Raw genomic sequence first — 21436 nt, 5'->3', positions numbered from 1 at the left:
TGACTTTGGCGCCATATTAGGAGCGGCAAGGCTAATCAATTCCTAACCGGGGCGGACTGAGTTTTACGATTGTCCTACAAGTTGTCGTGAAACCGGCGAAAAGTGCCAGGGATGGTTCGTTTCACGCTGCGCCAATGCGCAGCAGGTCGTGAAGGTGGACAATGCCGACGGGCCGGCCATTTTCGACAACGAAGACCGAAGTGATACCCGAGCTGTTGACCAGTTCCAGAACGGCTCCTGAAAGCAAACCTGGCTCAATGGTCTTGGGTGTGCGGGTCATGATGTCTTCGGCCGGCTTGTCGAGGAAGTTGGTCGTAATGTGCCGGCGCAAGTCACCGTCCGTCACAACGCCAATCAGATGACCGTTGTCATCGGTGATGCCAAGCGTTCCGAACCCCTTCTGAGTCATCAGGACAATCGCGTCGCGCATGAGTGTGCCAACGGGCGCGAGCGGAATGGTTTCGCCCCGGTGCATGATGTCACGGGCCGTCTTCAGGCTGGCTCCCAGGCTTCCGCCCGGATGGAAGATACGGAAGTCCTGGGCGGTAAAGCCACGGCCTTCCAGAAGGGCGATTGCCAGGGCGTCTCCGATTGCCATCTGAAGCAGAGCGGAGGTCGTGGGGGCAAGACCATGCGGGCAGGCTTCTGTAACGTCAGGCATATGCAGGACGATATCCGCCGCCGCGCCGAGTGCACTGGTCTCCCGTGACGTGATCGCAATCAAGGGAACCTTGAACCGGCGTGTGTAGGCCACGATGCTGGCCAGTTCCTTCGTTTCTCCGGACCAGGAAAGGGCAATCACCGCATCGTTCCGGGTGATCATGCCCAGGTCACCATGGCTTGCTTCCGCCGCATGAACGAAGAAGGCCGGTGTTCCCGTGGATGCCAGGGTGGCAGCCAGCTTGGTTCCGATATGGCCGCTTTTGCCAATGCCGGAGACGATGACCCGGCCGGGCAGGGACGCAATCAGCTCTGCAGCTGCGTTGAACGGGCCAGAGAGGCCGTTGCTCAGCGCAATGTCCAGCGCACGCAGACCCTCGATCTCGGTTTCGAGTGTCCGCAGGGCAGAGGCCAGATACTGAAACTCAGCACGGTCCTGAAGGCCATCGGCTTGTTCGGCTTTGGTGAGTGGCATTCTCGTGTCCTGTCATTCTTCTTTGCCCAGCCAGTCCGTGTCTACGCCAGCGCGGCAAGGGCTGCAAGAGAGGAAGCGGCAGCGTGGTTCTGGCTGGAAATTTCAATCGGTTCGGCGGACGCATTCTGCAAGCTGGAAACAAACAATTAACCATGTCGGGGCAGTGTGTAGGCCTCATCATGCCGGGAATCTGGATTAATTGTTTTGACGCTCAACCGCGCGATATTCTTGGGCCTAGGCCTCGTTGTTTCTTCCCTCGCGGGGGCGGAAGCGCAGACGGCTGACCAGGGCTTGCGGGGAACGGCGGACTTGCAGGACAATACGGACCTGACCAACGGGCCAGCGCAAGCAGAGGATGCTGCAGCTCCGCGATCACCTGTCTATGCGAATGTTCACGCTCTGCGGCTTTCGGGAAACAGCGCGGAAGCAGAAACGGGCTCGACAGGTCTGGGGGCAACGGGGCGGACAGTGCCGGTGCGGCCCTTCTCGGACCGGGTGGAAGCCGTTCGGCGTTTACAGCCTCAGGGATTGAGCCGGGCGGATGATGGCGTTTTTGATGGCGACACCACCTTCGATCAGGCCGAGGGTTTCCGGGTCGGAACCTTCACGATCCTTCCCGAACTGACCGTCATGGGCGGTGCAACGGACAATGCCTCCGGAACGGTGGGCGGCAAGTCTGCCGGATTCTACCGCTTTGCCCCTTCGGTTTCCGCACGCTCAAACTGGTCGCGGCACCAGCTCGATCTGAGCCTCCGCGGCAGCTATGCAGGCTATCCTGACGATGCCACGGACGCTGACAAGAGCCTGAACACTTCGGCTGCCTTGAGAGTGGACGTTTCCGAAGGCACCACTTTGAACGGTCAGCTCGGCTACAGCCTGTCACAGGAAGATTCCGGCACGGCAGAAACGGCGTCCGGAAGCGACAATGTCCATCAATACAACGCGTCGCTGAGCGGAACCCGGGATGCCGGTATTCTGTCTGTGACGCTTCGCGGGGCGCTCGATCGCAATACCTACGACAGCACTTCGGGGTCTGTGTCTCAGGATGGGCGCAACAACACGGTCTATTCGGCGAGCCTGCGGCTCGATGGCAACACAGGGGCTGTTCTGGCTCCCTTCGTTGAGAGCTCTCTGCTGCTGCGCCGCTATGACAAGACTTGCTCCGATGCCTTGTGCGAAAAGCGCGATGCCAATGGATACCAGCTGCGCGGCGGTGTGACAGTCGATGCGGGGCCGAAGCTGCGCGGTGAACTTGGTGCGGGCTGGCGGCTGGAACGTCTGGACGACAACCGCCTGAAGGATCTGGCCGGACTGATTGCGGATGGCTCCATTGTCTGGTCCCCGACGCGTCTGACGACTGTGACGGCAGGTCTGGGGACGCAGTTCGCCTCGACGGATATCGATGGGTCGTCGGGCTCGATCATTTACTCGGGCGATCTTCGGATTGCGCACAGCTTCAGTGACCGGCTCGCAGGAGAGCTGGGTGCTGGCTACAGCTTCCGCACCTATGAAGGCGTGTCGATCGACGAGACGACTATCACCGGCAGGGCGTCGGCAACCTTCGCTCTGACCCGGAATATCGCGCTTCTGACGACTTACAGCTACCGGTCCTTCGATAGCTCCACTGCTGGAGCGGATTATGACGAGAACCGGATCGAAGCCGGAATCCGGATCCGGCACTGAAGAAAGCGGCATCCGGACGGCCGCGAAAAAAAAAGCCCGTACGTCCTGCCATGGTTTTGCCCGGCAGAAGAGTTAGAGTACCCAGAGACGAGAGGTCTTGCCCAAAATGAGCAGCTTCGGACACGCCCCCAAAACGCACCGCAGCAACCGTGCCGGTGCTATCCGCTCTTCCCTGACCAAACGGCTGACAGCCCGTTGGCTGGCGGGTCCGTTGGCGGCGGCGAGCTTGACGCTGTCCGCTGGCCAGGCCTTCGCGGATCCGGGGTTCGACCGTTTCGTGTCCGGGTTCTGGCCGACCGCCAAGGCGGCCGGAATTTCGTCTTCGACCTACAAGCATGTTTTCCGGAACATGGACCCGGATCCTGACACGCTGAAGTTCATGGACAAGCAGTCGGAGTTCGTGAAACCGGTCTGGGACTATCTGGACAGTGCCGTTTCTGAAGCGCGGATCGCGCGCGGCAAAGAGATGCTGCAGCAGTATTCTCACGTTCTGGCCGTGATCGAAGAGCGCTACGGCGTGGACCGGGAGGCTGTGCTGGCGATTTGGGGCATGGAGACCAATTACGGCAGCTACATGGGCAAACACAATGTGATCCGTGCGCTTGCCACGCTTGCCTATGCTGCTCCCCGCCGGAATGACTTCTGGCGCAGCGAACTGGTCAAGGCGTTGGGGATCGTTCAAGCCGGTCACGTCCGTTTCGAGGACATGGAAGGTTCCTGGGCAGGTGCCATGGGCCACACCCAGTTCATGCCGTCCAGCTGGCAGGCCTATGCGGCTGACTATGACGGTGATGGCCGCCGGGACATTTGGACGTCCGTTCCCGATGCGCTTGCTTCGACGGCCCGCTATCTGAAAGAGCACGGCTGGCAGACCGGTAAGACTTGGGGCTATGAGGTCCGGTTGCCGCGGAACTTCAATTTCAATCTTGCCGATGACAAGACCACGCTGGCCTTGAAGGATTGGGAGCGGCAGGGCGTGGAGCGGGTGAATGGCAGGTCCTTCCCCCGTCCGGATGACGATGCCATTCTGGTCATGCCCGCGGGCGCCAAGGGCCCGGCGTTTCTGATGCTGCGGAACTTTTACGTTATCAAACGCTACAACAATGCCACGGCCTATGCGCTGGGCGTTGGCCATCTGGCTGACCGGATCAATGGCGGCAGCGAGCTGGCAGGCGATTGGGCGCGGGAATATCTGCCGCTGAACCGGGATGAGACGGCTGAGCTGCAGCATGAGCTGAACCGGCGCGGTTACAATGTCGGCACTGCTGACGGAATCATCGGGCCGGCAACGCGGGCGGGTATCCGGGCCTATCAAAAGTCCCGTGGCATCATCCCTGACGGCTATGCCTCTGTTGTTTTGCTAGCCCGGATCAAAATGGACGGCTAGAATTGCCGTCAGACAGATCTGGCGGAACGGATGGCCGTGCTTACACTCTTACGGAAACTGGCAGACCTGATCGCGGGACGGGTCCGGCGTCAAGGCATTTCCTGGTTTGTGCCGGGTCTGCTTTGCGGGGCGATTTGCCTGGGCCTGTGGGGACTTGCCGCTCCTGACGCTGTTGCGCAGAGCAGCGGCGGTGCGGTGATCCGGCCCGCGCCGGGTAATTCCACGGGATTCCGGCCTCTCTTCCGTCTGTTTGGCTTCGGTGAAACAAAGCGCCCAGCCAGAACCCGGACTAGTCCCTCTGAAGCCGTCAAGCGGCCAAGAGCGGCCAATACTGCTCCCGCATTCCAGGCCAAGCCAAAGGATCCGGATGCGGGAGTGATCCTTGTGGCTGGTGATCAGATGGCAAAGGGGGTTGCGGAGGGGCTGCGCTATACGCTGGCGGACAAATCCATGGTGCGCGTAGACACGCTGATCCATGAAAAGTCAGGCCTTGCCGGTGCCGGTGTTCCGGACTGGGGTACGGAGATTACCGCCCGGATCCGTGGAGAAGACGTCAAGGCCGTCGTTCTGATGATGGGCCGCCACGATCTCGCGGTGCCTTTCGCGGGTGAACCGCCTGTCGAGTTCGCGACCGCCGATTGGGAAAAGGCCTATTCGTCCAAGGTCTCCGCGCTCGTTTCCTCTATCCGTCAGGAGCGCAAGCAGCTGATCTGGGTTGGGCTGCCGCCGACAGGAAATCCGCTGACCAACACGGATTTCACCCTCCTGAACAGCTTGTTCCAGGCGGGCACGGAGGAAAACCGCGGCAAGTATGTGGACGTGTGGGACATCTTCTTGACCGAAAACGGCGAGTACGACTCTTTCGGTCCCGATGTGGACGGCAAGCGGGCGCGCCTGCGTGATGCGGACAAGGTTGGGTTCACCTGGGACGGTTACCGGAAGGTCGCGTTTTTCGTTGAACGGGAGCTCTCCCGGCTGCTGGGCGGATACGGTGGAATGGCCTTTGAAGGGGTGGAGGACGACCCGAACTTTATTGTGCTGACCGGGCGCACGACAGCGCCGGAAGACCAGCTTCTTGGAGGTCAGGACGGAAACGGGCCTGTCCCGTATGAAGGCGTTGCAGTTGACGCCGCCCGCAGGTTTTTCATTCTGGGGGAAGCCCGCAAGGGACCGGAAGGCCGGGCGGACAGCACCGTCTGGAAAGCGCCAGGCGGGTCTTGAAGATTTTCAGCCTGTCCAAAAGACAAAGGGCTCCGGTGCAGGAACACCGGAGCCCTTTTCTTGTTTGTTGGCGTGCAATCAGCGCGGCAGGTTGCTCGATCCCATCAGGAACTCGTCGACCGAGCGGGCAGCCTGACGGCCTTCGCGGATGGCCCAGACGACCAGAGACTGGCCCTTGCGTACGTCGCCGGCGGCGAAAACATTCGGCAAGCTGGTCTTGTAGTCTTCGGTGTTGGCCTTGACGTTGGTGCGGCCATCCAGCTCCAGCTTGTCGCCAGCAGCTGCGATGAACGTGTCCAGACGCGGGCCGGAGAAACCAATAGCGGCCATCACCAGGTCGGCGCGCAGAATGAACTCGGTGCCTTCGATCGGGCGGCGCTTTTCATCAACGCGTGCGCACTTGACGCCGGTTACGTGGCCATCTTCGCCAACCAGAGCCAGGGTTGCTGCGGAGAACTCGCGTTCTGCGCCTTCGGCCTGAGAGGAGGAAGTGCGGAACTTGGTCGGCCAATAGGGCCAGATGTTCAGCTTGTCTTCTTTCAGCGGCGGGATCGGGCGGATGTCGAGCTGGGTAACGGACAGGGCGCCCTGACGGAACGCCGTGCCGACGCAGTCGGAGGCCGTATCGCCGCCGCCGATGACGACGACGTGCTTGCCCGCGGCCCAGATTGGGCCGACTAGACTGTCCGGACCGATTTCAGGCTCACCGCCAACGCGTCGGTTCTGCTGGACCAGATAGTCCATCGCCCAATGGCAGCCTTCCAGCTCCATCCCGCCGACCCCCGGGTCGCGTGGACGCTCGGCGCCTGCGCACAGGATCACGGCGTCATGACGCTCGGACAGCTCTTCGAGGCTGACGGTCACGCCAACGTTGACACCGTAGTGGAAGGTCACGCCTTCCGCTTCCATCTGCGCCACGCGGCGGTCGATGTACTTCTTTTCCATCTTGAAGTCGGGAATGCCATAGCGCAGAAGACCGCCTGCCTTGGGCTCACGCTCATAGACGTGAACCGTATGGCCGGCGCGTGTCAACTGCTGGGCAGCTGCCATGCCTGCAGGGCCGGAGCCGACGATGGCGACAGCCTTGCCGGTCTTGGTGGCGGAGGGTTCCGGAACAATCCAGCCCTCGTTCCAGCCCTTGTCGGCAATCGCCTGTTCGACGGTCTTGATGTTGACCGGCACGTCTTCCAGATTCAGCGTGCAGGCTTCCTCGCACGGGGCGGGGCAGACGCGCCCGGTGAATTCCGGGAAGTTGTTGGTCGAATGCAGGTTGCGCAGGGCCAGATCCCAGTCACCCTGATAAACCAGATCGTTCCAGTCCGGGATCTGGTTGTTGACCGGGCAGCCGGTCGGGCCATGACAGAAGGGAATGCCGCAGTCCATGCAGCGGGCTGCCTGGCGCTCGACTTCGGTCTCTGCCAGCGGCAGCGTGAATTCCCTGAAGTGGCGGATACGGTCAGAGGCAGGCTGATACTTCTGTTCCTGCCGGTCGATCTCCAAAAATCCGGTTACCTTTCCCAAGGCGACCTCCCTCACAAATCTCGTTTCATGGTTCCGGCTGCGACCGGGCGCCTGGGCGCCCGAGAGCCGTGCGGTGCTTCCAGATCCTGCTTATTCGGCAGCGGCCATGCCGAGGCGTTTCTCTTCCATTTCGCGAAGGGCGCGGCGGTATTCAACCGGCATGATCTTCACGAATTTCGGACGATAGGTTGCCCAGTCGTCGAGAATCGCCTGTGCCCGGGCCGATCCGGTGTACTGAACATGTTTGGTCAGAAGCTGACGCAGGCGCTCGTCATCGTGGCGGGTCATGTCGCCCGTCACGTCGACGCGGCCCTTGTGCTCGATGTCGCCGCCGTGGTGATGCAGCTTCTCGAGCAGGTCGTCTTCCTCCTCAACAGGTTCCAGTTCCACCATTGCGAGGTTGCAGCGGGTGCCGAAGGTGCCTTCCATGTCGAGCACATAGGCGATGCCGCCGGACATGCCCGCCGCGAAGTTGCGGCCGGTCTGACCGATGACCACGACCACACCGCCCGTCATGTATTCACAGCCATGGTCGCCCACGCCTTCAACAACTGCAAGGGCGCCGGAATTACGGACCGCGAACCGCTCGCCTGCGACACCACGCAGGTAGCACTCACCGGTGGTCGCGCCATACAGCACCGTGTTGCCGGCGATGATGGAGTCTTCTGCCACGATCCGCGTGTTTTCCGGCGGGCGGACGATGATGCGGCCACCCGACAGGCCCTTGCCGACATAGTCGTTGGCATCGCCGGAGAGCTCCAGCGTGACGCCCTTGGCGAGGAAAGCGCCGAACGCCTGGCCTGCCGTGCCCTTGAGCTGGATCTTCAGCGTGTTGTCCGGAAGGCCCTTGGCACCGTAGCGCTTGGCAATCTCGCCAGACAGCATTGCGCCTGCAGACCGGTCGACCGAGCAGATGGTCTCGTCGACGATGGTCGGCTCCTTGGAGTCGAGGGCCGGCTTTGCAGCTGCGATCAGGCGGCGGTCGAGAATGTCGACGATCGGGTGCTCCTGACGCTCGGTCCAGCGGACCTCCTCCGGCTTTGCTTCCGGCTGGAAGAAGATGCGGCTGAAGTCGAGGCCTTGAGCCTTCCAGTGATTGAGCGCCTGTTCCTTGTCGAGGATGTCGGACCGGCCGATCAGGTCGTCCAGCTTCTCGAACCCGAGGGCAGCCATCAGCTCACGGACTTCTTCTGCAACGAAGAAGAAGTAGTTGATGACATGCTCAGGCGTACCCTTGAAGCGCTTGCGCAGTACCGGATCCTGGGTCGCGATGCCGACCGGGCAGGTGTTCAGGTGGCACTTGCGCATCATCAGGCAGCCCGCAGCAATCAGCGGAGCGGTTGCGAAGCCGAATTCGTCCGCGCCCAGAAGCGCACCGACGAGCACGTCACGGCCGGTCCGCAGACCGCCATCGACCTGAAGGGCAACGCGCGAGCGCAGCCCGTTGAGCACCAGGGTCTGCTGGGTTTCGGCAAGACCGATTTCCCACGGCGAGCCGGCATGCTTGATCGAGGTCAGCGGGGAGGCCCCGGTGCCGCCGTCATAGCCGGACACGGTGATGTGGTCGGCGCGTGCCTTGGCAACGCCGGCGGCAACCGTGCCGACACCGACTTCCGACACCAGCTTCACCGAGATATCGGCTTCCGGATTGACGTTCTTCAGGTCGTAGATCAGCTGAGCCAGATCTTCGATCGAGTAGATGTCATGGTGCGGCGGCGGTGAGATGAGGCCCACACCCGGCGTGGAGTGACGGACCTTGGCGATGACCGCGTCGACCTTGTGACCCGGAAGCTGGCCGCCTTCACCGGGCTTTGCACCCTGGGCGACCTTAATCTGGATCATGTCGGAATTGACGAGATACTCGGTCGTAACACCGAAGCGGCCGGAAGCCACCTGCTTGATGGCAGACCGCTGCGGGTTGGACGAGCCATCCGGGAGCGGGTTGAAGCGTTCCGGCTCCTCGCCACCTTCGCCCGTGTTGGACTTGCCGCCAATGGTGTTCATGGCAATGGCCAGCGTGGAGTGAGCTTCGCGGGAAATGGAGCCAAAGGACATGGCACCGGTCACGAAGCGCTTCACGATGTTCTCTGCGGACTCAACCTTGGCAAGGTCCACCGGCGTGCGGCCGATTTCATCGGCGCCCTTGATGCGGAACATGCCACGGATCGCAAAGCGTCCGGTTTCCTCGTTCACGATCTTCGAGAATTCGCGGTACTTTTCCGGCAGTTTGGAACGGACAGCATGCTGTAGGACAGCGATGGAGTCCGGCGTCCACATGTGGCTTTCACCGCGGATACGGTAGGCGTATTCGCCGCCGACCTGCAGCGAGCGGCGCAGGATGGCGACATCCTGGAATGCTTCCGCATGACGGATGACCGTTTCTTCTGCGACTTCCTTCAGGCCGATGCCTTCGATAGAGGTTGCCGTGCCGAAGAAGTACTTCTCCACGAGAGCGCTGGACAGGCCGACCGCGTCGAAGATCTGGGCGCCGCAATAGGACTGGTAGGTCGAGATGCCCATCTTGGACATGACCTTGAGGATGCCCTTGTCGATGGACTTGATGTAGCGGCGGACCACTTCACCGGCGTCGACTTCCTCGGGGAAGTCCAGCTCGGCATGCATGGACAGCAGCGTCTCGAATGCCAGATACGGGTTGATCGCCTCGGCGCCATAACCGGCCAGAACGCAGAAGTGATGAACTTCACGGGCTTCGCCGGTTTCAACCACGAGACCCACGGAGGTGCGCAGGCCCTTGCGGATCAGGTGATGGTGCACGGCAGCGGTCGCCAGCAGGGCCGGGATCGCGATCCGCGACCGGCTGATCAGGCGGTCGGACAGGATGATGATGTTGTAGCCGTTGGTGACGGCTTTTTCCGCGCGCTGGCAGAGCTCTTCCAGAGCGTCTTCCATCCCATCCGCGCCCCGCTGGGCGGAATAGGTGATGTCGAGCGTCTTGGCCGAGAACTGGTTGTCTCCGATATCGCCAATGGCCCGGATCTTTTCCAGGTCCTCGTTGGTCAGGATTGGCTGACGCACTTCAAGGCGCTTGGAGGTCGAAAGACCCTTCAGGTCGAACAGGTTCGGGCGCGGGCCGATGAAGGACACCAGGCTCATGACCAGTTCTTCGCGGATCGGGTCGATCGGCGGGTTCGTCACCTGCGCGAAGTTCTGCTTGAAATAGGTGTAAAGCAGCTTGGACTTGTCGGAGAGCGCCGAGATCGGCGTATCCGTGCCCATGGACCCAATGGCTTCCTGCCCGACGGTTGCCATCGGCAGCATGAGCAGCTTGATGTCTTCCTGGGTGTAGCCAAAGGCCTGCTGGCGGTCGAGCAGGCTTTCTCCGGCAACCGGAGCCCGTTCGCGCACGCCCGGCATGTCTTCCAGAACGATCTGGGAGCGGTGCAGCCAATCCTTGTAGGGGTTCGCCGTCGAGAGTTCGCGCTTGATTTCCTCGTCGGAAATGATGCGGCCCTGCTCAAGGTCGATGAGCAGCATCTTGCCCGGCTGCAAACGCCACTTGCGGACGATCTTTTCTTCCGGAACCGGCAGAACGCCAACTTCGGAGGACATGATCACGAAGTCTTCGTCGGTGACGATGTAACGGGCCGGACGCAGGCCGTTGCGGTCCAGCGTCGCGCCGATCTGGCGTCCGTCAGTGAAAGCAACGGCTGCCGGTCCGTCCCACGGTTCCATGATTGCGGCATGGTACTCGTAGAAGGAGCGGCGGTTTTCGTCCATCAGCGGGTTGCCGGCCCAGGCTTCCGGGATCAGCATCATCGCGGCATGCGCCAGCGAGTAGCCGCCCATCACCAGGAATTCGAGCGCGTTGTCGAAGCAGGCGGTGTCGGACTGGCCCTCATAGGAGATCGGCCACAGCTTGGTGATGTCGTCACCGAACAGCGGTGAGGAAACAGAAGCCTGACGGGCTGCCATCCAGTTGACGTTGCCGCGCAGCGTGTTGATTTCACCGTTGTGGGCGACCATGCGATAGGGGTGTGACAGGTCCCAGGACGGGAAGGTGTTGGTCGAGAAGCGCTGGTGCACCAGAGCCAGGGCAGAGGTGAACCGCTCGTCCTGCAGGTCCTTATAATAAGCACCCAGCTGGAACGCGAGGAACATGCCCTTATAGACAATGGTCCGGCTCGACATGGAGACCGGGTAGAAGCCGCTCTTGACCGCGTTGGTTTCTGCGCGAACCGTGTTCGAGACAACCTTGCGCAGCACGAACAGGCGGCGCTCGAAGGTCGTCTGATCTTCACAGTTGTTGCAAGCGATGAACACCTGGCGGGAAACGGGTTCCGTTGCCGCAATGTCCGGCGCCTTGGAGAGGGACGAGTTGTCGACCGGAACGTCGCGCCAGCCGATGACGGACTGGCCCTGTTCACTGATGACGCGCTCCACAATGGCTTCGCACTTTGCGCGCAGATCAGCATCCTGCGGCATGAACAGGAAGCCGACGCCATACTTGCCCGGCTCCGGCAGGGTGATGCCCTGCGCAGACAACTCTTCACCGAAGAAGTCGTGCGGGATCTGCACCAGCATGCCGGCGCCATCGCCCATGAGAGGGTCGGCACCAACCGCACCGCGGTGAGTCAGGTTCTCAAGGACCTGCAGGCCGTCAGCGACGACGCGGTGCGACTTGACACCCTTCATGTGGGCGACAAAGCCCACACCACAGGCATCGTGTTCGCGCGCAGGATTATAGAGCCCTTTCTCGGCAGCCAGCTCCAGACGGTCGGTCAGGGTGGTTTTGGTCGCGGTTTTGTCCGCGCCCGTTGCCCCTGCCTCGATGACTGTGCTGGTTGTCAGCTCTTCGTTGATCATTTGCGCCCTCACGATTACCCGGTCTGAGCCGTGGTTCAAGCGCCGGATCCCGTTCGCGCCGCATCCTGTCCGGACACGACTCGTGCGACGACCCCGGCTTTCAGCCCCGGCTCTGTCGAAATACTTAACGGCTCGCCTTCGTTTTGGCGACCCGTTACGTTGCCGCATCGGCTTTCAGCCTGCGCGGTATGAAGCAGCTTTTGCCCGCTCCCCGTCTTCGGCCCCGATCCCGCCTCCTCTTGGCGGTCTCCGGCCGGCTTGCTGGCGACGTTCGTCCGGCCTGGTCAGGTGCGGAGTTCCGGTGCCGATAAATGGGACAGTGATCCTGTCCTATTCCAAGCGGCGCGAACATGCCAGATTTCAAGCCATCCGGCAAGTGCGTTATTGTTGGGGGAAGTTATAATTGTTTCGCCCTGCAAGCACCAATCGATCATAAAGAATAAGATCCAGGCTCGATAAGGCAACAAAATTACTTCAATCGATTTGAGGGGCAGATTCCCCTCGCGCAACTGTCACGCCCGTTTGATTTCCCATTGATCTCAGCGCAAATCATATTTTTCCTGAAGCGGGCTGAAACGGGAATGTGCTTTCCTCGAGTTCAATGGCCCGCGGAGTTAGGAGACGACTATATGAAGACCAAATCCATGACCGCCGCGATTGTTGCGGGTGCTGTTGTATCCGCAGTCACCAGCCTGTCCGTCACTGCGCCTGCAAACGCTCAGGCAAAGGAAAAATGTTACGGTGTATCGCTGAAGGGCAAGAATGACTGCAAGGCGGGTGCAGGAACGACCTGCGCCGGGACCTCGACGGTCGACTATCAGGGCAATGCCTGGACTTTGGTCCCTGCTGGCACCTGTGTGACAATGGAGCTGCCTGATGGCCGCAAGGGGTCGTTGACGGAGCTCGACCGGGATTTGCCCAAGAGCTGATATCCAGGTCATTCTCCGGGCAGGGGCAGATTGCCTCCGCCTGGAGAATGAAGTTCCTCAGGCGCAGCCTTGAGACACTGTTTTCAACGCACGGAGATCGTCGTGGTTCTTAATCCATCTGGAAGCCAGCGCGCGTTTGCCTCTGTGCCGTGCCGTTCAGGGGCCGGTCTCAAAGGTAGCCATGTGGCTGAAATCCTTGAGACCTGTCCGGACATCGGCTTCTTCGAGGTGCACGCCGAGAATTACATGGGCGCCGGAGGGGCGCCTCACCGCCAGCTTGAAGCGATCCGGAGCGCGTATCCTGTCTCTCTGCACGGCGTGGGATTGTCCATCGGCGCCGAGCGGCCTCTTGATGAAGCGCATCTTGCCCGACTTAAGGCACTCAATGAGCACTACGAGCCGGGTTTGTTTTCTGAGCATTTGGCCTGGTCGACGCATGATATGACCTACTTCAATGACCTTCTTCCGGTTCCCTACAGTGCGGAAACGCTGGCACGTGTCTGCGACCACATAGACCGGGTGCATGAGGTTATTGGCCGGAAGATGCTTCTGGAAAACCCGTCCACCTATGTCGCTTTCACGCAGAGCACCATGAGTGAGACCGCATTTTTGAAAGAGGTGGTCAGGAGGACCGGATGTGGGCTGCTGCTCGACGTCAATAATGTTCATGTGTCCTGCACCAACCAGCAGGCTGACCCGGAAACCTATTTGGATGCCTTTCCGCTGGAGGCTGTCGGGGAAATTCACCTTGGGGGCCATGCGCCCGATGTGGATGACGCGGGGCGGCCTTTGCTGATTGACGCGCATGACCGTGCTGTCGATGAGGCTGTCTGGTCTCTTTATGAATACACACTTGGAAAGACCGGCCCGCTGCCGACACTGATTGAGTGGGATAACAATGTTCCTGCCTGGCCGGTCCTGCTCAGCGAGGCCACCGCAGCTGAGCGTCTTTTGAAGAAGGCGGGTTCAGGACAGATGTCTTCTCACCATGCCGGATTGGAGAAACGCCGTGCGGTCTGATCCCGGCAGGCCGGATTGTTCTGTGCTGGCGGCTTTCGCGCCGGCTTTGCTCGATAGTGCCCTGGAAGTTCCCCAAGGGGTCGTCGGTCCAGATGGCCAGCCAGCGCCGAAGCGCTTTAATGTCTACCGGAACAATGTGGTTGTCAGTCTGGTCGAAGCGGTCATGGACAGCTATCCGGCCATCGTGAAGCTTTTGGGCGAGGACTATTTCAAGGCTGCGGCCCGCTTGTTTGTCACACAGCAGCCGCCTCAGTCGCCTGTGCTGATCTGGTATGGAGCGGACTTTGCCGGTTTTCTTGAAAACTTCCCGCCTCTGGAGGCCTATGGCTATCTGCCGGATGTGGCGCGGCTGGAGTGGGCCTGGCTCGAAGCGTATCATGCTGCCGATGCCAAGATCCTGAAACCTGAGCACCTTGCCGCCGTGCCTGAAGACCAGTTGGCGGATCTTACCGTGACGCTGCATCCTGCCTGCCGTTGGATCCGGTCAGACTGGCCCGTGTTTTCACTCCTGTCCGTGAACAGGTTTGATGGAGACGAGGGCGTGGACCTCAACGAAGGACAGGACGTTCTTGTCACCCGGCCTGATCTGGATGTGGAAGTCAGGTTGATGCGGCCAGGGTGCGCGGTGCTTCTGGAGGGCTTGGCCGAGGGTCTTTCTCTTGTTCAGGCGGCGGAACGTGCCGCCGGGAGCGTGCCGGAACATGCATTCCAATTCGACAAGTGTCTCGCCGACCTGCTGACCGCAGGCGCGTTTGCAGAATTTGATGTCCTATCCCGGCCCGAAGCCGGCAAGTAAAACGAATGGGGGAAACAATGGGGATCCTGATAAACCTGATCGTGCGGCTGCATGAGGCCGTGTTCGGCTTCGTCGACCGTGTGACAAGAGGGTGGTTTCTGGAGCTGGCAGCGCGGTTTGTTTTTGCCAGCGTGCTGCTGGTTTACTTTTTCAACTCAGCGCTGACAAAGGTTGGACCAGGCCTCTTCGGATTTCTGAGGCCAAGTGACGGAGCCTATGCCCAGATTCTGCCGACCCTGATGGAGCAGGTCAGCTATGACACCAGCCAGATCGCCTTCTTCCCCTATGGCCTGATTGTGCTTGCCGGAACCTGGGCAGAGTTCATCCTGCCACTGCTCGTGATCCTTGGCCTTTTTACGCGGGTCGCAAGTGTCGGCATGATCGGTTTCATCGTGGTCATGTCCTTCGTTGATATCACTGGGCACGGGGTCGGTGCCGAGACGATCGGGCGGATGTTTGACGGCAATCCGAGCAGCCTTATCGCCGATCAGCGGCTGATGTGGATCATGATCCTGCTGGTGCCTGCCTTAAAGGGCGGTGGGCGCGTGTCTCTTGATGCGATGCTGGTGCGCTCCCGAGCCGCCCGCGAGCGCTATACCTGACAGTCAGCCATCTTGCCGGTCAGACCGGAAGGCGATATTCGTCAGGACATGAATTTTGCAAGCGACAACTGGGCTGGAGCCGCGCCGTCAGTGATGGCAGCTCTTGCCCGCCACTCCGCCGGACCCGCCCCTGCTTATGGCAACGATGCCGTGACCCAGGGCGTGATCCAACAGTTCCGCGATATTTTTGAAACCGATGCCGCGGTCTACTACACCGCCACCGGTACGGCGGCCAATGCGCTGGCCCTGACTGCCTACGCGCGGCCCGGCGGGATCATCTTCTGTCATCCGGAAGCGCATATTCAGGTGGATGAATGCGGGGCTGCCGAGTTCATGACCGGTGGCAGCAAGCTGGTTTCCGTCGGCGGGCAGGTCAATGGCAAGATCACGGCAGATGGCCTGGCTAGCGCTTTGGCAGCCTTGCCGGAAGGCTCTGCCATGCATGGGCAGGCGGCAGCCGTGTCCATCACCCAGGCAAGCGAGCATGGAACGGTCTATAGCCTTGAGGAGATCCGAGCCATCAAGGCGCAGGCCGAAAGCCGAAGACTGCCCCTTCACATGGACGGCGCCCGTTTCGCAAATGCTCTGGTCTCGCTTGGGGTCACGCCCGCGGAAATGACCTGGAAAGCCGGTGTGGACGTGCTTTCCTTTGGCGGCACGAAGAACGGCTGCTGGTGTGCCGAGGCCGTGATCTTCTTCAACCAGGAAGCTGCCCGGTCATTCGAGTATCTGAGAAAGCGTGCCGGACACGAGTTCTCCAAGGCTCGCTTCGTCTCCGCCCAGCTGGAAGGCTATTTTGAGAACGGCAACTGGCTGCAGACCGCAAGACATGCAAACGCCATGGCGGCAAAGCTGTCGGAAGGGATCGTGGCTTCTGGCGGGAGGATGGCGTGGCCGACAGAGGCCAATGAGGTTTTCGCGATCATCGAAAAGGTACAGGCGGACCGGTTGCGGCAGAACGGGGCGGTGTTCCACCCTTGGCCGGAGCACGCCATTCCGGCGGAACTGAAGCCCTCTGAGAATGAAATCTGCGTGCGGCTTGTGGCGAGCTTCGCGACCGAATCTACCGAGACCGAGCGGTTCCTGTCGCTGCTCTGAGCTTGTTCCTTGAACAAAAAAAGCGCCCGGTTTTGCCGGGCGCCAGTTTTTGGAGGAGGGAAAAGAGAGAGAAGGCTTAGTGAGCCTTGGTCTCAATCTGTTTCGGACTGCCGCTTCCGATTTCAATCTTGCGTGGCTTCATGGCCTCGGGAAGTTCGCGCACAAGGTCGATGTGAAGCAGTCCGTTTTCGAGAAGCGCACCCTCGACGCGGACATATTCTGCAATCTGGAACCGGCGCTCGAAAGCGCGGGAGGCAATACCGCGATAGAGAATTTCACGGTTCTGCTCATCGTCCTGCTTGTCGCCCTTGATCGTCAGCACGTGCTCCTTGGCCTCGACGGAGAGGTCGGCATCAGAGAAACCGGCAACCGCCATGGTGATGCGGTAGGTGTTCTCGCCAGTGCGTTCGATGTTGTAGGGCGGATAACTCGGAGTGTCTGCGTTTGCGGTGTCGAGCATGTTGAAAAGCCGGTCAAAACCAACAGTGGAGCGGTAGAGCGGCGAAAAGTCGAAGTGACGCATGTGTTCTGTCCTCTTATGAGCAACGGATATGGTCTGCTGTCGTTTTCCCCCTGTCAGAGGCGGGAAGAACAGCGGTTCTGCAGACCCGTATTGGCGCCTGCCCTAATGAGATGGTGAATGCTTCCGGCGTTTCAAGAGGTCTGAAACGCTGCTTCCTTCGCCGGATTTTTACCTGAACGCCAGATGAACGGAGCCTTCCGGTCCGGTTCAAGTGCCAGGTGGCAATGTCTCCTCAAGGTCAGACGGACTGGCCGCAATCGAAACGAGGAGACACTCCAATGTTTATCATTCGTAAGGCTCGTGAAACCGGACTTGCAGCGGCAATGACCCTGGCCGTCGTGACCATGTCTTTTGCTGGCAGCGTCACCGGCGCCCATGCCGCTTCGGGTGCGGCGCCGAGGGTTGCCGTTCAGGTGAGCGGCCAGGACACGGAAGGCCTGGTGCAGCTGGTCGATGGCCGCGACCGGGACTGGCACCGGGACGACCGCCGTGGCGGCCAACGTGACGGCTATCACGACAGGGGGCGCGGCCATCACTGGGGCCGCATGGATGCCCGTGAGATCCGCCGCAGCCTGCGCCATCAGGGCTACCGTCATATCCGGATCCTTGGCGAACGCGGCCGGGTTTACATTGCCAGCGCAACCGGCTGGCGCGGCATGCCTTTGCGTCTGGTTGTCGACAGCCGTTCCGGCGCTGTGATCAGCCGTGAGCCGATTGGCCGTGGCCATCACTGGGAATACCGCTGGTAATCAGCTTGAACAATCCTGTTTCCGAGACGGCGTCCGGACTTGCCTCCGGGCGCCGTTTCGTTTCCGGTTGAGCCTGCGCTGCCGGGGCTGTAAGCAGAATGTGGACATTCTTGCAAAGGTTTCCGCCGCATGACCTTGGTCGACATTCCTGAAAACCCGGTTCCAGGCGGAGCGGTGAGCGGTTTTGTTGAAACACCGGATGGGGTCAAGATCCGCTACGCCCGGTGGCCCTCTGCGGAAGGCGCACGCCGGCGCGGTACCGTGACAATCCTGCAGGGGCGTGCCGAGTTTATTGAAAAATATTTTGAGGTGGTGCAGGACCTGCGGAAACGCGGCTTTGCCGTCATTGCCTTTGACTGGCGGGGGCAGGGCGGTTCCGGCCGGCTTCTCCGGTCTCCGGTCAGGGGACATGTCCGCCGGTTTTCAGACTATTTCGAGGACCTTCATACAGTTCTGAAACAAGTCTCCCTGGCCGAATATCCCGGGCCGCATTTCGCCTTGGCGCATTCGACGGGGGCCGCGATCCTTCTGGCGGACACCGCCCGGCTGCGCACCATGATCGACCGGGCTGTGCTGACAGCGCCGCTGACCGGCCTTCTCGATTGGGGACGGCGTGAGCGCTGGGCCTTCCGGACTGCCTGCCTGCTGAAATACGCGGGCCTTGGCCGGATGTTCATCCCGGGCGGGAATGTCCGGCTTTACGAGAAATTCGAGGATAACGTCCAGACAAGCGACCGGCGCCGTTATGAGCGGGCTCTGGCGGTGCTGGACAAGGAGCCGTCGCTCGGCATCGGCTCTCCAACGGTCGGCTGGCTTCATGCGGCTGCCCGCTGCCTGCTTTCGTTCCGGCAGCGCCGGTTCGGCCCGTCGGTCTCGCTTCCCGTGCTGGTGATTGCCGCGGGCGCTGACCGTATCGTTTCAACGCCCGCAACTGAAGATCTCGTTTCCCGCACGAAGGCGGCGGGCTACCTGGAAATCCCCGGTGCTCAGCACGAGCTGATGATGGAAGCGGAACCGATCCGCAATCAGTTCTGGGCTGCCTTTGACGCCTTTATTCCCGGCAGGGAATTCGACGGCCCCAAAATTGACTAGGCAGCCGCGCTGGCGAGCTTCTTCAAGACGATGTCATGCAGACGCGGGTCGCCACTGGCGACGATTTGGCCGCCGTTTGCGGGAGAGCCCCCTGTCCAGGTTGTCATGACGCCGCCTGCGCCTTCAATGATGGGAGCGAGAGCAACCACGTCATAGGGTTGAAGCCCGGATTCCACCACCAGATCGGCCTGCCCGGCGGCCACCATGCAATAGCCGTAACAATCCGTGCCGTAGCGGGCGAGGCGGGTTTCCCGCTCGACCGCATCGTAAGCGGTGCGCTCCGCACCCTTGAACAGGAAGGGGGTCGTGGTGAACATAACGGCCTCCGTCAGGTAAGCGCAGGAACGGGTTTTCAATGTCTTTGCGCCGAGAGGCCCCTGGTACCAGGCGCTCTTGCAGTCGCCGGCATAAAACTCACCCACATAGGGCTGAGCCATCATGCCAAGCGACGGCTTGCCGTTGGTGGTCAGACCGATAAGGGTTCCCCAGGTGGGCAGACCCGTAATGAACGCGCGCGTCCCGTCGATGGGGTCCAGCACCCAGACGTGCTCCGCATCCAGGTTTTCCGAGCCATGCTCCTCACCCAGGATCCCGTGGCCGGGATACTCCGCATTGATCAGCTTGCGCATGGCAGTCTCGCCCGCACGGTCGGCGATCGTCACCGGATCGAAGCCACCTTCCTGCTTGTTCTCGACACTGAAGGCAGACCGGAAATGGGGCATGATTGCTGCCCGCGCCTCTTCGGCCAGACGCTCAAGAAAGGGGGCGAAGGCATGCGTTGGCTGCATGGAAGAAATGCTCATTCTGTATGCCTTGGATTGCCGGCAAACCCGGATGGGAAAGAGGATAGGTTGTTCTCTAAGGATTTCATGGATTTGGTCAATGTCCAAGCTGTTCAAGGGAGGCAAAATCATAGGTTTTGCCTCATTTTTTTGCATGACCTGCTCATAAGCAAGGCTTGACCTTTGTGCGTTGCGGTGCGAACTTTATTGCAGCGCGAAACGATTTTCCGAGTAGCGCCGCCCTCCTTGGGCGTTTCCTCCCTAGACTCGGGCCGCTTTATGCGGCCCCTTTTTTTATATGCATCGAATTTCCGGGTGATTTCGTGACAAAAGGCTGGGGTTCAGCTCGCGTCTTGACGCTTACTCGGCTGCAATCGGCTCTGCCCCAAAACTGCTGTCAGGCATGGACGTGAGTTCCCGGGCGAAGGCTTCAAGGTTGTTCTTCAGCTCCAGGAAACCTGCATGCGGCTGATGGGTTGCCTCATCCATGTAGAGGCCCCGGTTCATCTCCACCTGAAGCGCATGCAGGCCGCGCGACGGGCGGCCGTAATGCTCGGTGATGAAACCGCCGGCATAGGGCTTGTTGCGATTCACCGTGTAGCCCATGCCGATCAGAATAGAGGCGGCATAGTTCGTCAGTTCTTGTGAGCAGCTTGTTCCATACCGGTCTCCCAGGATGAAATCCGGGCGGATGTCCGTCGACTGGCAGCGGATGCTGGACGGCATGGAGTGGCAATCGATCAGAATCGCATAACCGAAAGTGACGTGAGTCTGGGCCAGCATCCGGCGAAGCGTCGTGTGATAGGGCTTGTAGATCTCCTCGATCCTGTACATCGCCTCACTGACGGGCAGCCGGTGCTTGTAGATTTCGTGGGACTCGCTGACGACCCTTGCCACGGTCCCCAGGCCTCCCGCGACCCGGATCGAACGGACGTTTGCATAAGGCGGCAAGCGGTCTTCGAACATCTTGGGGTCGAGTTCGTAGGGCTCGCGGTTCACATCAAGATAGGCGCGCGGGAAATGGGCACGCAGCATCGGGGCTCCCAAGGGAACAACATGGGAGAAGAGATGATCCACAAACGCATCCTCGGAGCGGCGGATTGCCCGCCCGTCCAACCGTGACGATTCGAGAAAACTTGAGGGGTACTGGCAGCCGGAATGGGGCGAGTTAAACACGTAAGGCAGGCGCTGTTCTGCGGGCGCGAGCACTTCAAACGGGGGGTGCCCGTTAAAGCCGGTCCTGTGCGCAGCAAAGGGATCGCGCTGGTCTATGGTCTCCAAGTGTGGCCTCTTGTGTCGGTCAAATGCCATGGTGCCAAGGAATTAACATTCAGTCCACAGAAACCGGCAAAGCATCTTCCGGCCGTGGTTTCACTCTATCTTTACCGCGGATTCGGACTATAACCGGCGAGAGGCAGCCTCAAGGCGCTGCCTGGGTCTTTTCAATTTAGTGTGGTTGCTACCTATGCCGCGTATCCTGCTTGCGGAAGACGACAATGACATGCGCCGTTTCCTGGCCAAGGCACTGGAAAATGCGGGTCATGATGTCGTCTCTTTCGATAATGGAAAAAGTGCTTATGAACGTCTTCGCGAAGAACCGTTCTCCCTTCTCCTGACCGATATCGTGATGCCGGAAATGGACGGTATCGAACTGGCCCGCCGTGCGACACAGCTCGATCCGGATCTCAAGGTCATGTTCATCACCGGGTTTGCTGCGGTGGCTCTCAATCCCGAATCTGATGCGCCCAAGGATGCGAAAGTGCTGTCCAAGCCATTTCATTTGCGCGATCTGGTTCAGGAAGTGGACAAGATGCTCGCAGCCTGAGGCTGGACATATCCACCGGTCCGGAGCGTGCCTGTGGAATTGTTTGACGGTTCTGTAAAAAAGGGTGTTGCGTCAATCACGGAACCCCGTTATATCGCTCTCCACCACGGCGCTCCGGCGCAGTGATACCGAGAAATTCGGGCGTGTAGCTCAGCGGGAGAGCACTTCGTTGACATCGAAGGGGTCACAGGTTCAATCCCTGTCACGCCCACCATTCTTGCGCTAACCGGCAGTTCTGGTCAGATTGGC

17 protein-coding genes and 1 tRNA gene are annotated in these 21436 nt (G+C 60.4%); 12 read left to right on the top strand and 6 right to left on the bottom strand.

Features of this window, described 5'->3' with window-relative positions; all coding sequences use genetic code 11:
* Nucleotides 1-121 precede the first annotated feature (121 nt).
* On the bottom strand, nucleotides 122-1135 hold the full coding sequence (locus tag IG616_RS19875; RefSeq protein ID WP_192150149.1) for a KpsF/GutQ family sugar-phosphate isomerase: 1014 nt from the start codon (nucleotides 1133-1135) through the stop codon (nucleotides 122-124).
* A 309-nt stretch (nucleotides 1136-1444) separates the two neighbouring features.
* Between IG616_RS19875 and IG616_RS19870 the strand changes: the two genes are divergently transcribed.
* From IG616_RS19870 to IG616_RS19860, 3 genes are all read left to right on the top strand, one after another.
* Entirely contained in the window at nucleotides 1445-2818 is a 1374-nt protein-coding gene (locus tag IG616_RS19870) for an outer membrane beta-barrel protein (RefSeq protein ID WP_209007842.1), read from the top strand.
* A 106-nt stretch (nucleotides 2819-2924) separates the two neighbouring features.
* Nucleotides 2925-4205: a lytic murein transglycosylase gene (locus IG616_RS19865; RefSeq protein ID WP_192150145.1), complete on the top strand. Its 1281-nt coding sequence runs from the start codon at nucleotides 2925-2927 to the stop codon at nucleotides 4203-4205.
* A gap of 36 nt (nucleotides 4206-4241) precedes the next feature.
* Nucleotides 4242-5426: an SGNH/GDSL hydrolase family protein gene (locus tag IG616_RS19860; RefSeq protein ID WP_209007840.1), complete on the top strand. Its 1185-nt coding sequence runs from the start codon at nucleotides 4242-4244 to the stop codon at nucleotides 5424-5426.
* A 78-nt stretch (nucleotides 5427-5504) separates the two neighbouring features.
* On the opposite strand, the gene IG616_RS19855 is transcribed toward IG616_RS19860, so the two are convergent.
* Nucleotides 5505-6947 carry a glutamate synthase subunit beta gene (locus IG616_RS19855; RefSeq protein ID WP_192150143.1) on the bottom strand — a complete coding sequence of 481 codons (1443 nt, stop codon included), beginning with the start codon at nucleotides 6945-6947 and terminating at the stop codon, nucleotides 5505-5507.
* Between the two features lie 90 nt (nucleotides 6948-7037).
* The gene (gene gltB, locus IG616_RS19850) at nucleotides 7038-11771 is read right to left on the bottom strand and encodes a glutamate synthase large subunit (RefSeq protein WP_192150276.1); all 4734 of its coding nucleotides are present in this window, start codon (nucleotides 11769-11771) and stop codon (nucleotides 7038-7040) included.
* 629 nt (nucleotides 11772-12400) lie between these two features.
* Between gltB and IG616_RS19845 the strand changes: the two genes are divergently transcribed.
* The 5 genes from IG616_RS19845 (at nucleotide 12401) to IG616_RS19825 (ending at nucleotide 16216) form a co-directional block, all read left to right on the top strand.
* Nucleotides 12401-12700 (top strand): BufA1 family periplasmic bufferin-type metallophore, encoded by a 300-nt coding sequence (locus IG616_RS19845; RefSeq protein ID WP_192150142.1) that lies wholly within the window; start codon nucleotides 12401-12403, stop codon nucleotides 12698-12700.
* Between the two features lie 102 nt (nucleotides 12701-12802).
* Nucleotides 12803-13720, top strand: a complete 918-nt coding sequence (gene bufB / locus IG616_RS19840; protein WP_192150140.1) for an MNIO family bufferin maturase — start codon at nucleotides 12803-12805, stop codon at nucleotides 13718-13720.
* Nucleotides 13710-14516 carry an HvfC/BufC N-terminal domain-containing protein gene (locus IG616_RS19835; RefSeq protein WP_209007834.1) on the top strand — a complete coding sequence of 269 codons (807 nt, stop codon included), beginning with the start codon at nucleotides 13710-13712 and terminating at the stop codon, nucleotides 14514-14516. Before bufB ends, IG616_RS19835 begins: the two co-directional genes overlap by 11 nt.
* Before the next feature lie 17 nt (nucleotides 14517-14533).
* The gene (locus IG616_RS19830; protein ID WP_192150136.1) at nucleotides 14534-15118 is read left to right on the top strand and encodes a DoxX family protein; all 585 of its coding nucleotides are present in this window, start codon (nucleotides 14534-14536) and stop codon (nucleotides 15116-15118) included.
* 48 nt (nucleotides 15119-15166) lie between these two features.
* Nucleotides 15167-16216 (top strand): threonine aldolase family protein, encoded by a 1050-nt coding sequence (locus IG616_RS19825; RefSeq protein WP_192150134.1) that lies wholly within the window; start codon nucleotides 15167-15169, stop codon nucleotides 16214-16216.
* 76 nt (nucleotides 16217-16292) lie between these two features.
* Here the strand turns inward: IG616_RS19825 and IG616_RS19820 are convergent, their stop codons facing one another.
* Nucleotides 16293-16739 carry an Hsp20 family protein gene (locus IG616_RS19820; protein ID WP_192150132.1) on the bottom strand — a complete coding sequence of 149 codons (447 nt, stop codon included), beginning with the start codon at nucleotides 16737-16739 and terminating at the stop codon, nucleotides 16293-16295.
* Between the two features lie 278 nt (nucleotides 16740-17017).
* Between IG616_RS19820 and IG616_RS19815 the strand changes: the two genes are divergently transcribed.
* Both IG616_RS19815 and IG616_RS19810 read left to right on the top strand, forming a co-directional pair.
* Nucleotides 17018-17488, top strand: a complete 471-nt coding sequence (locus tag IG616_RS19815; RefSeq protein ID WP_192150130.1) for a hypothetical protein — start codon at nucleotides 17018-17020, stop codon at nucleotides 17486-17488.
* 129 nt (nucleotides 17489-17617) lie between these two features.
* On the top strand, nucleotides 17618-18580 hold the full coding sequence (locus tag IG616_RS19810) for an alpha/beta fold hydrolase (protein WP_192150128.1): 963 nt from the start codon (nucleotides 17618-17620) through the stop codon (nucleotides 18578-18580).
* Here the strand turns inward: IG616_RS19810 and hisN are convergent.
* Nucleotides 18577-19383 (bottom strand): histidinol-phosphatase, encoded by an 807-nt coding sequence (hisN, locus tag IG616_RS19805; RefSeq protein WP_246476335.1) that lies wholly within the window; start codon nucleotides 19381-19383, stop codon nucleotides 18577-18579. The genes IG616_RS19810 and hisN overlap by 4 nt on opposite strands.
* A gap of 339 nt (nucleotides 19384-19722) precedes the next feature.
* Nucleotides 19723-20634: an N-formylglutamate amidohydrolase gene (locus IG616_RS19800; RefSeq protein ID WP_343072407.1), complete on the bottom strand. Its 912-nt coding sequence runs from the start codon at nucleotides 20632-20634 to the stop codon at nucleotides 19723-19725.
* A 193-nt stretch (nucleotides 20635-20827) separates the two neighbouring features.
* Between IG616_RS19800 and cpdR the strand changes: the two genes are divergently transcribed.
* Together cpdR and IG616_RS19790 are read left to right on the top strand one after the other, a co-directional pair.
* Nucleotides 20828-21187: a cell cycle two-component system response regulator CpdR gene (gene cpdR / locus IG616_RS19795; RefSeq protein WP_073013634.1), complete on the top strand. Its 360-nt coding sequence runs from the start codon at nucleotides 20828-20830 to the stop codon at nucleotides 21185-21187.
* A 139-nt stretch (nucleotides 21188-21326) separates the two neighbouring features.
* A tRNA-Val gene (locus IG616_RS19790) sits at nucleotides 21327-21401 on the top strand.
* Nucleotides 21402-21436 lie beyond the last annotated feature (35 nt).

Source organism: Roseibium litorale (genome assembly GCF_014842915.1).
GTDB lineage: Bacteria > Pseudomonadota > Alphaproteobacteria > Rhizobiales > Stappiaceae > Roseibium > Roseibium litorale.
Note: the sequence above shows the minus strand (reverse complement) of the source record. Positions and strands in the feature narration are given on the sequence as shown.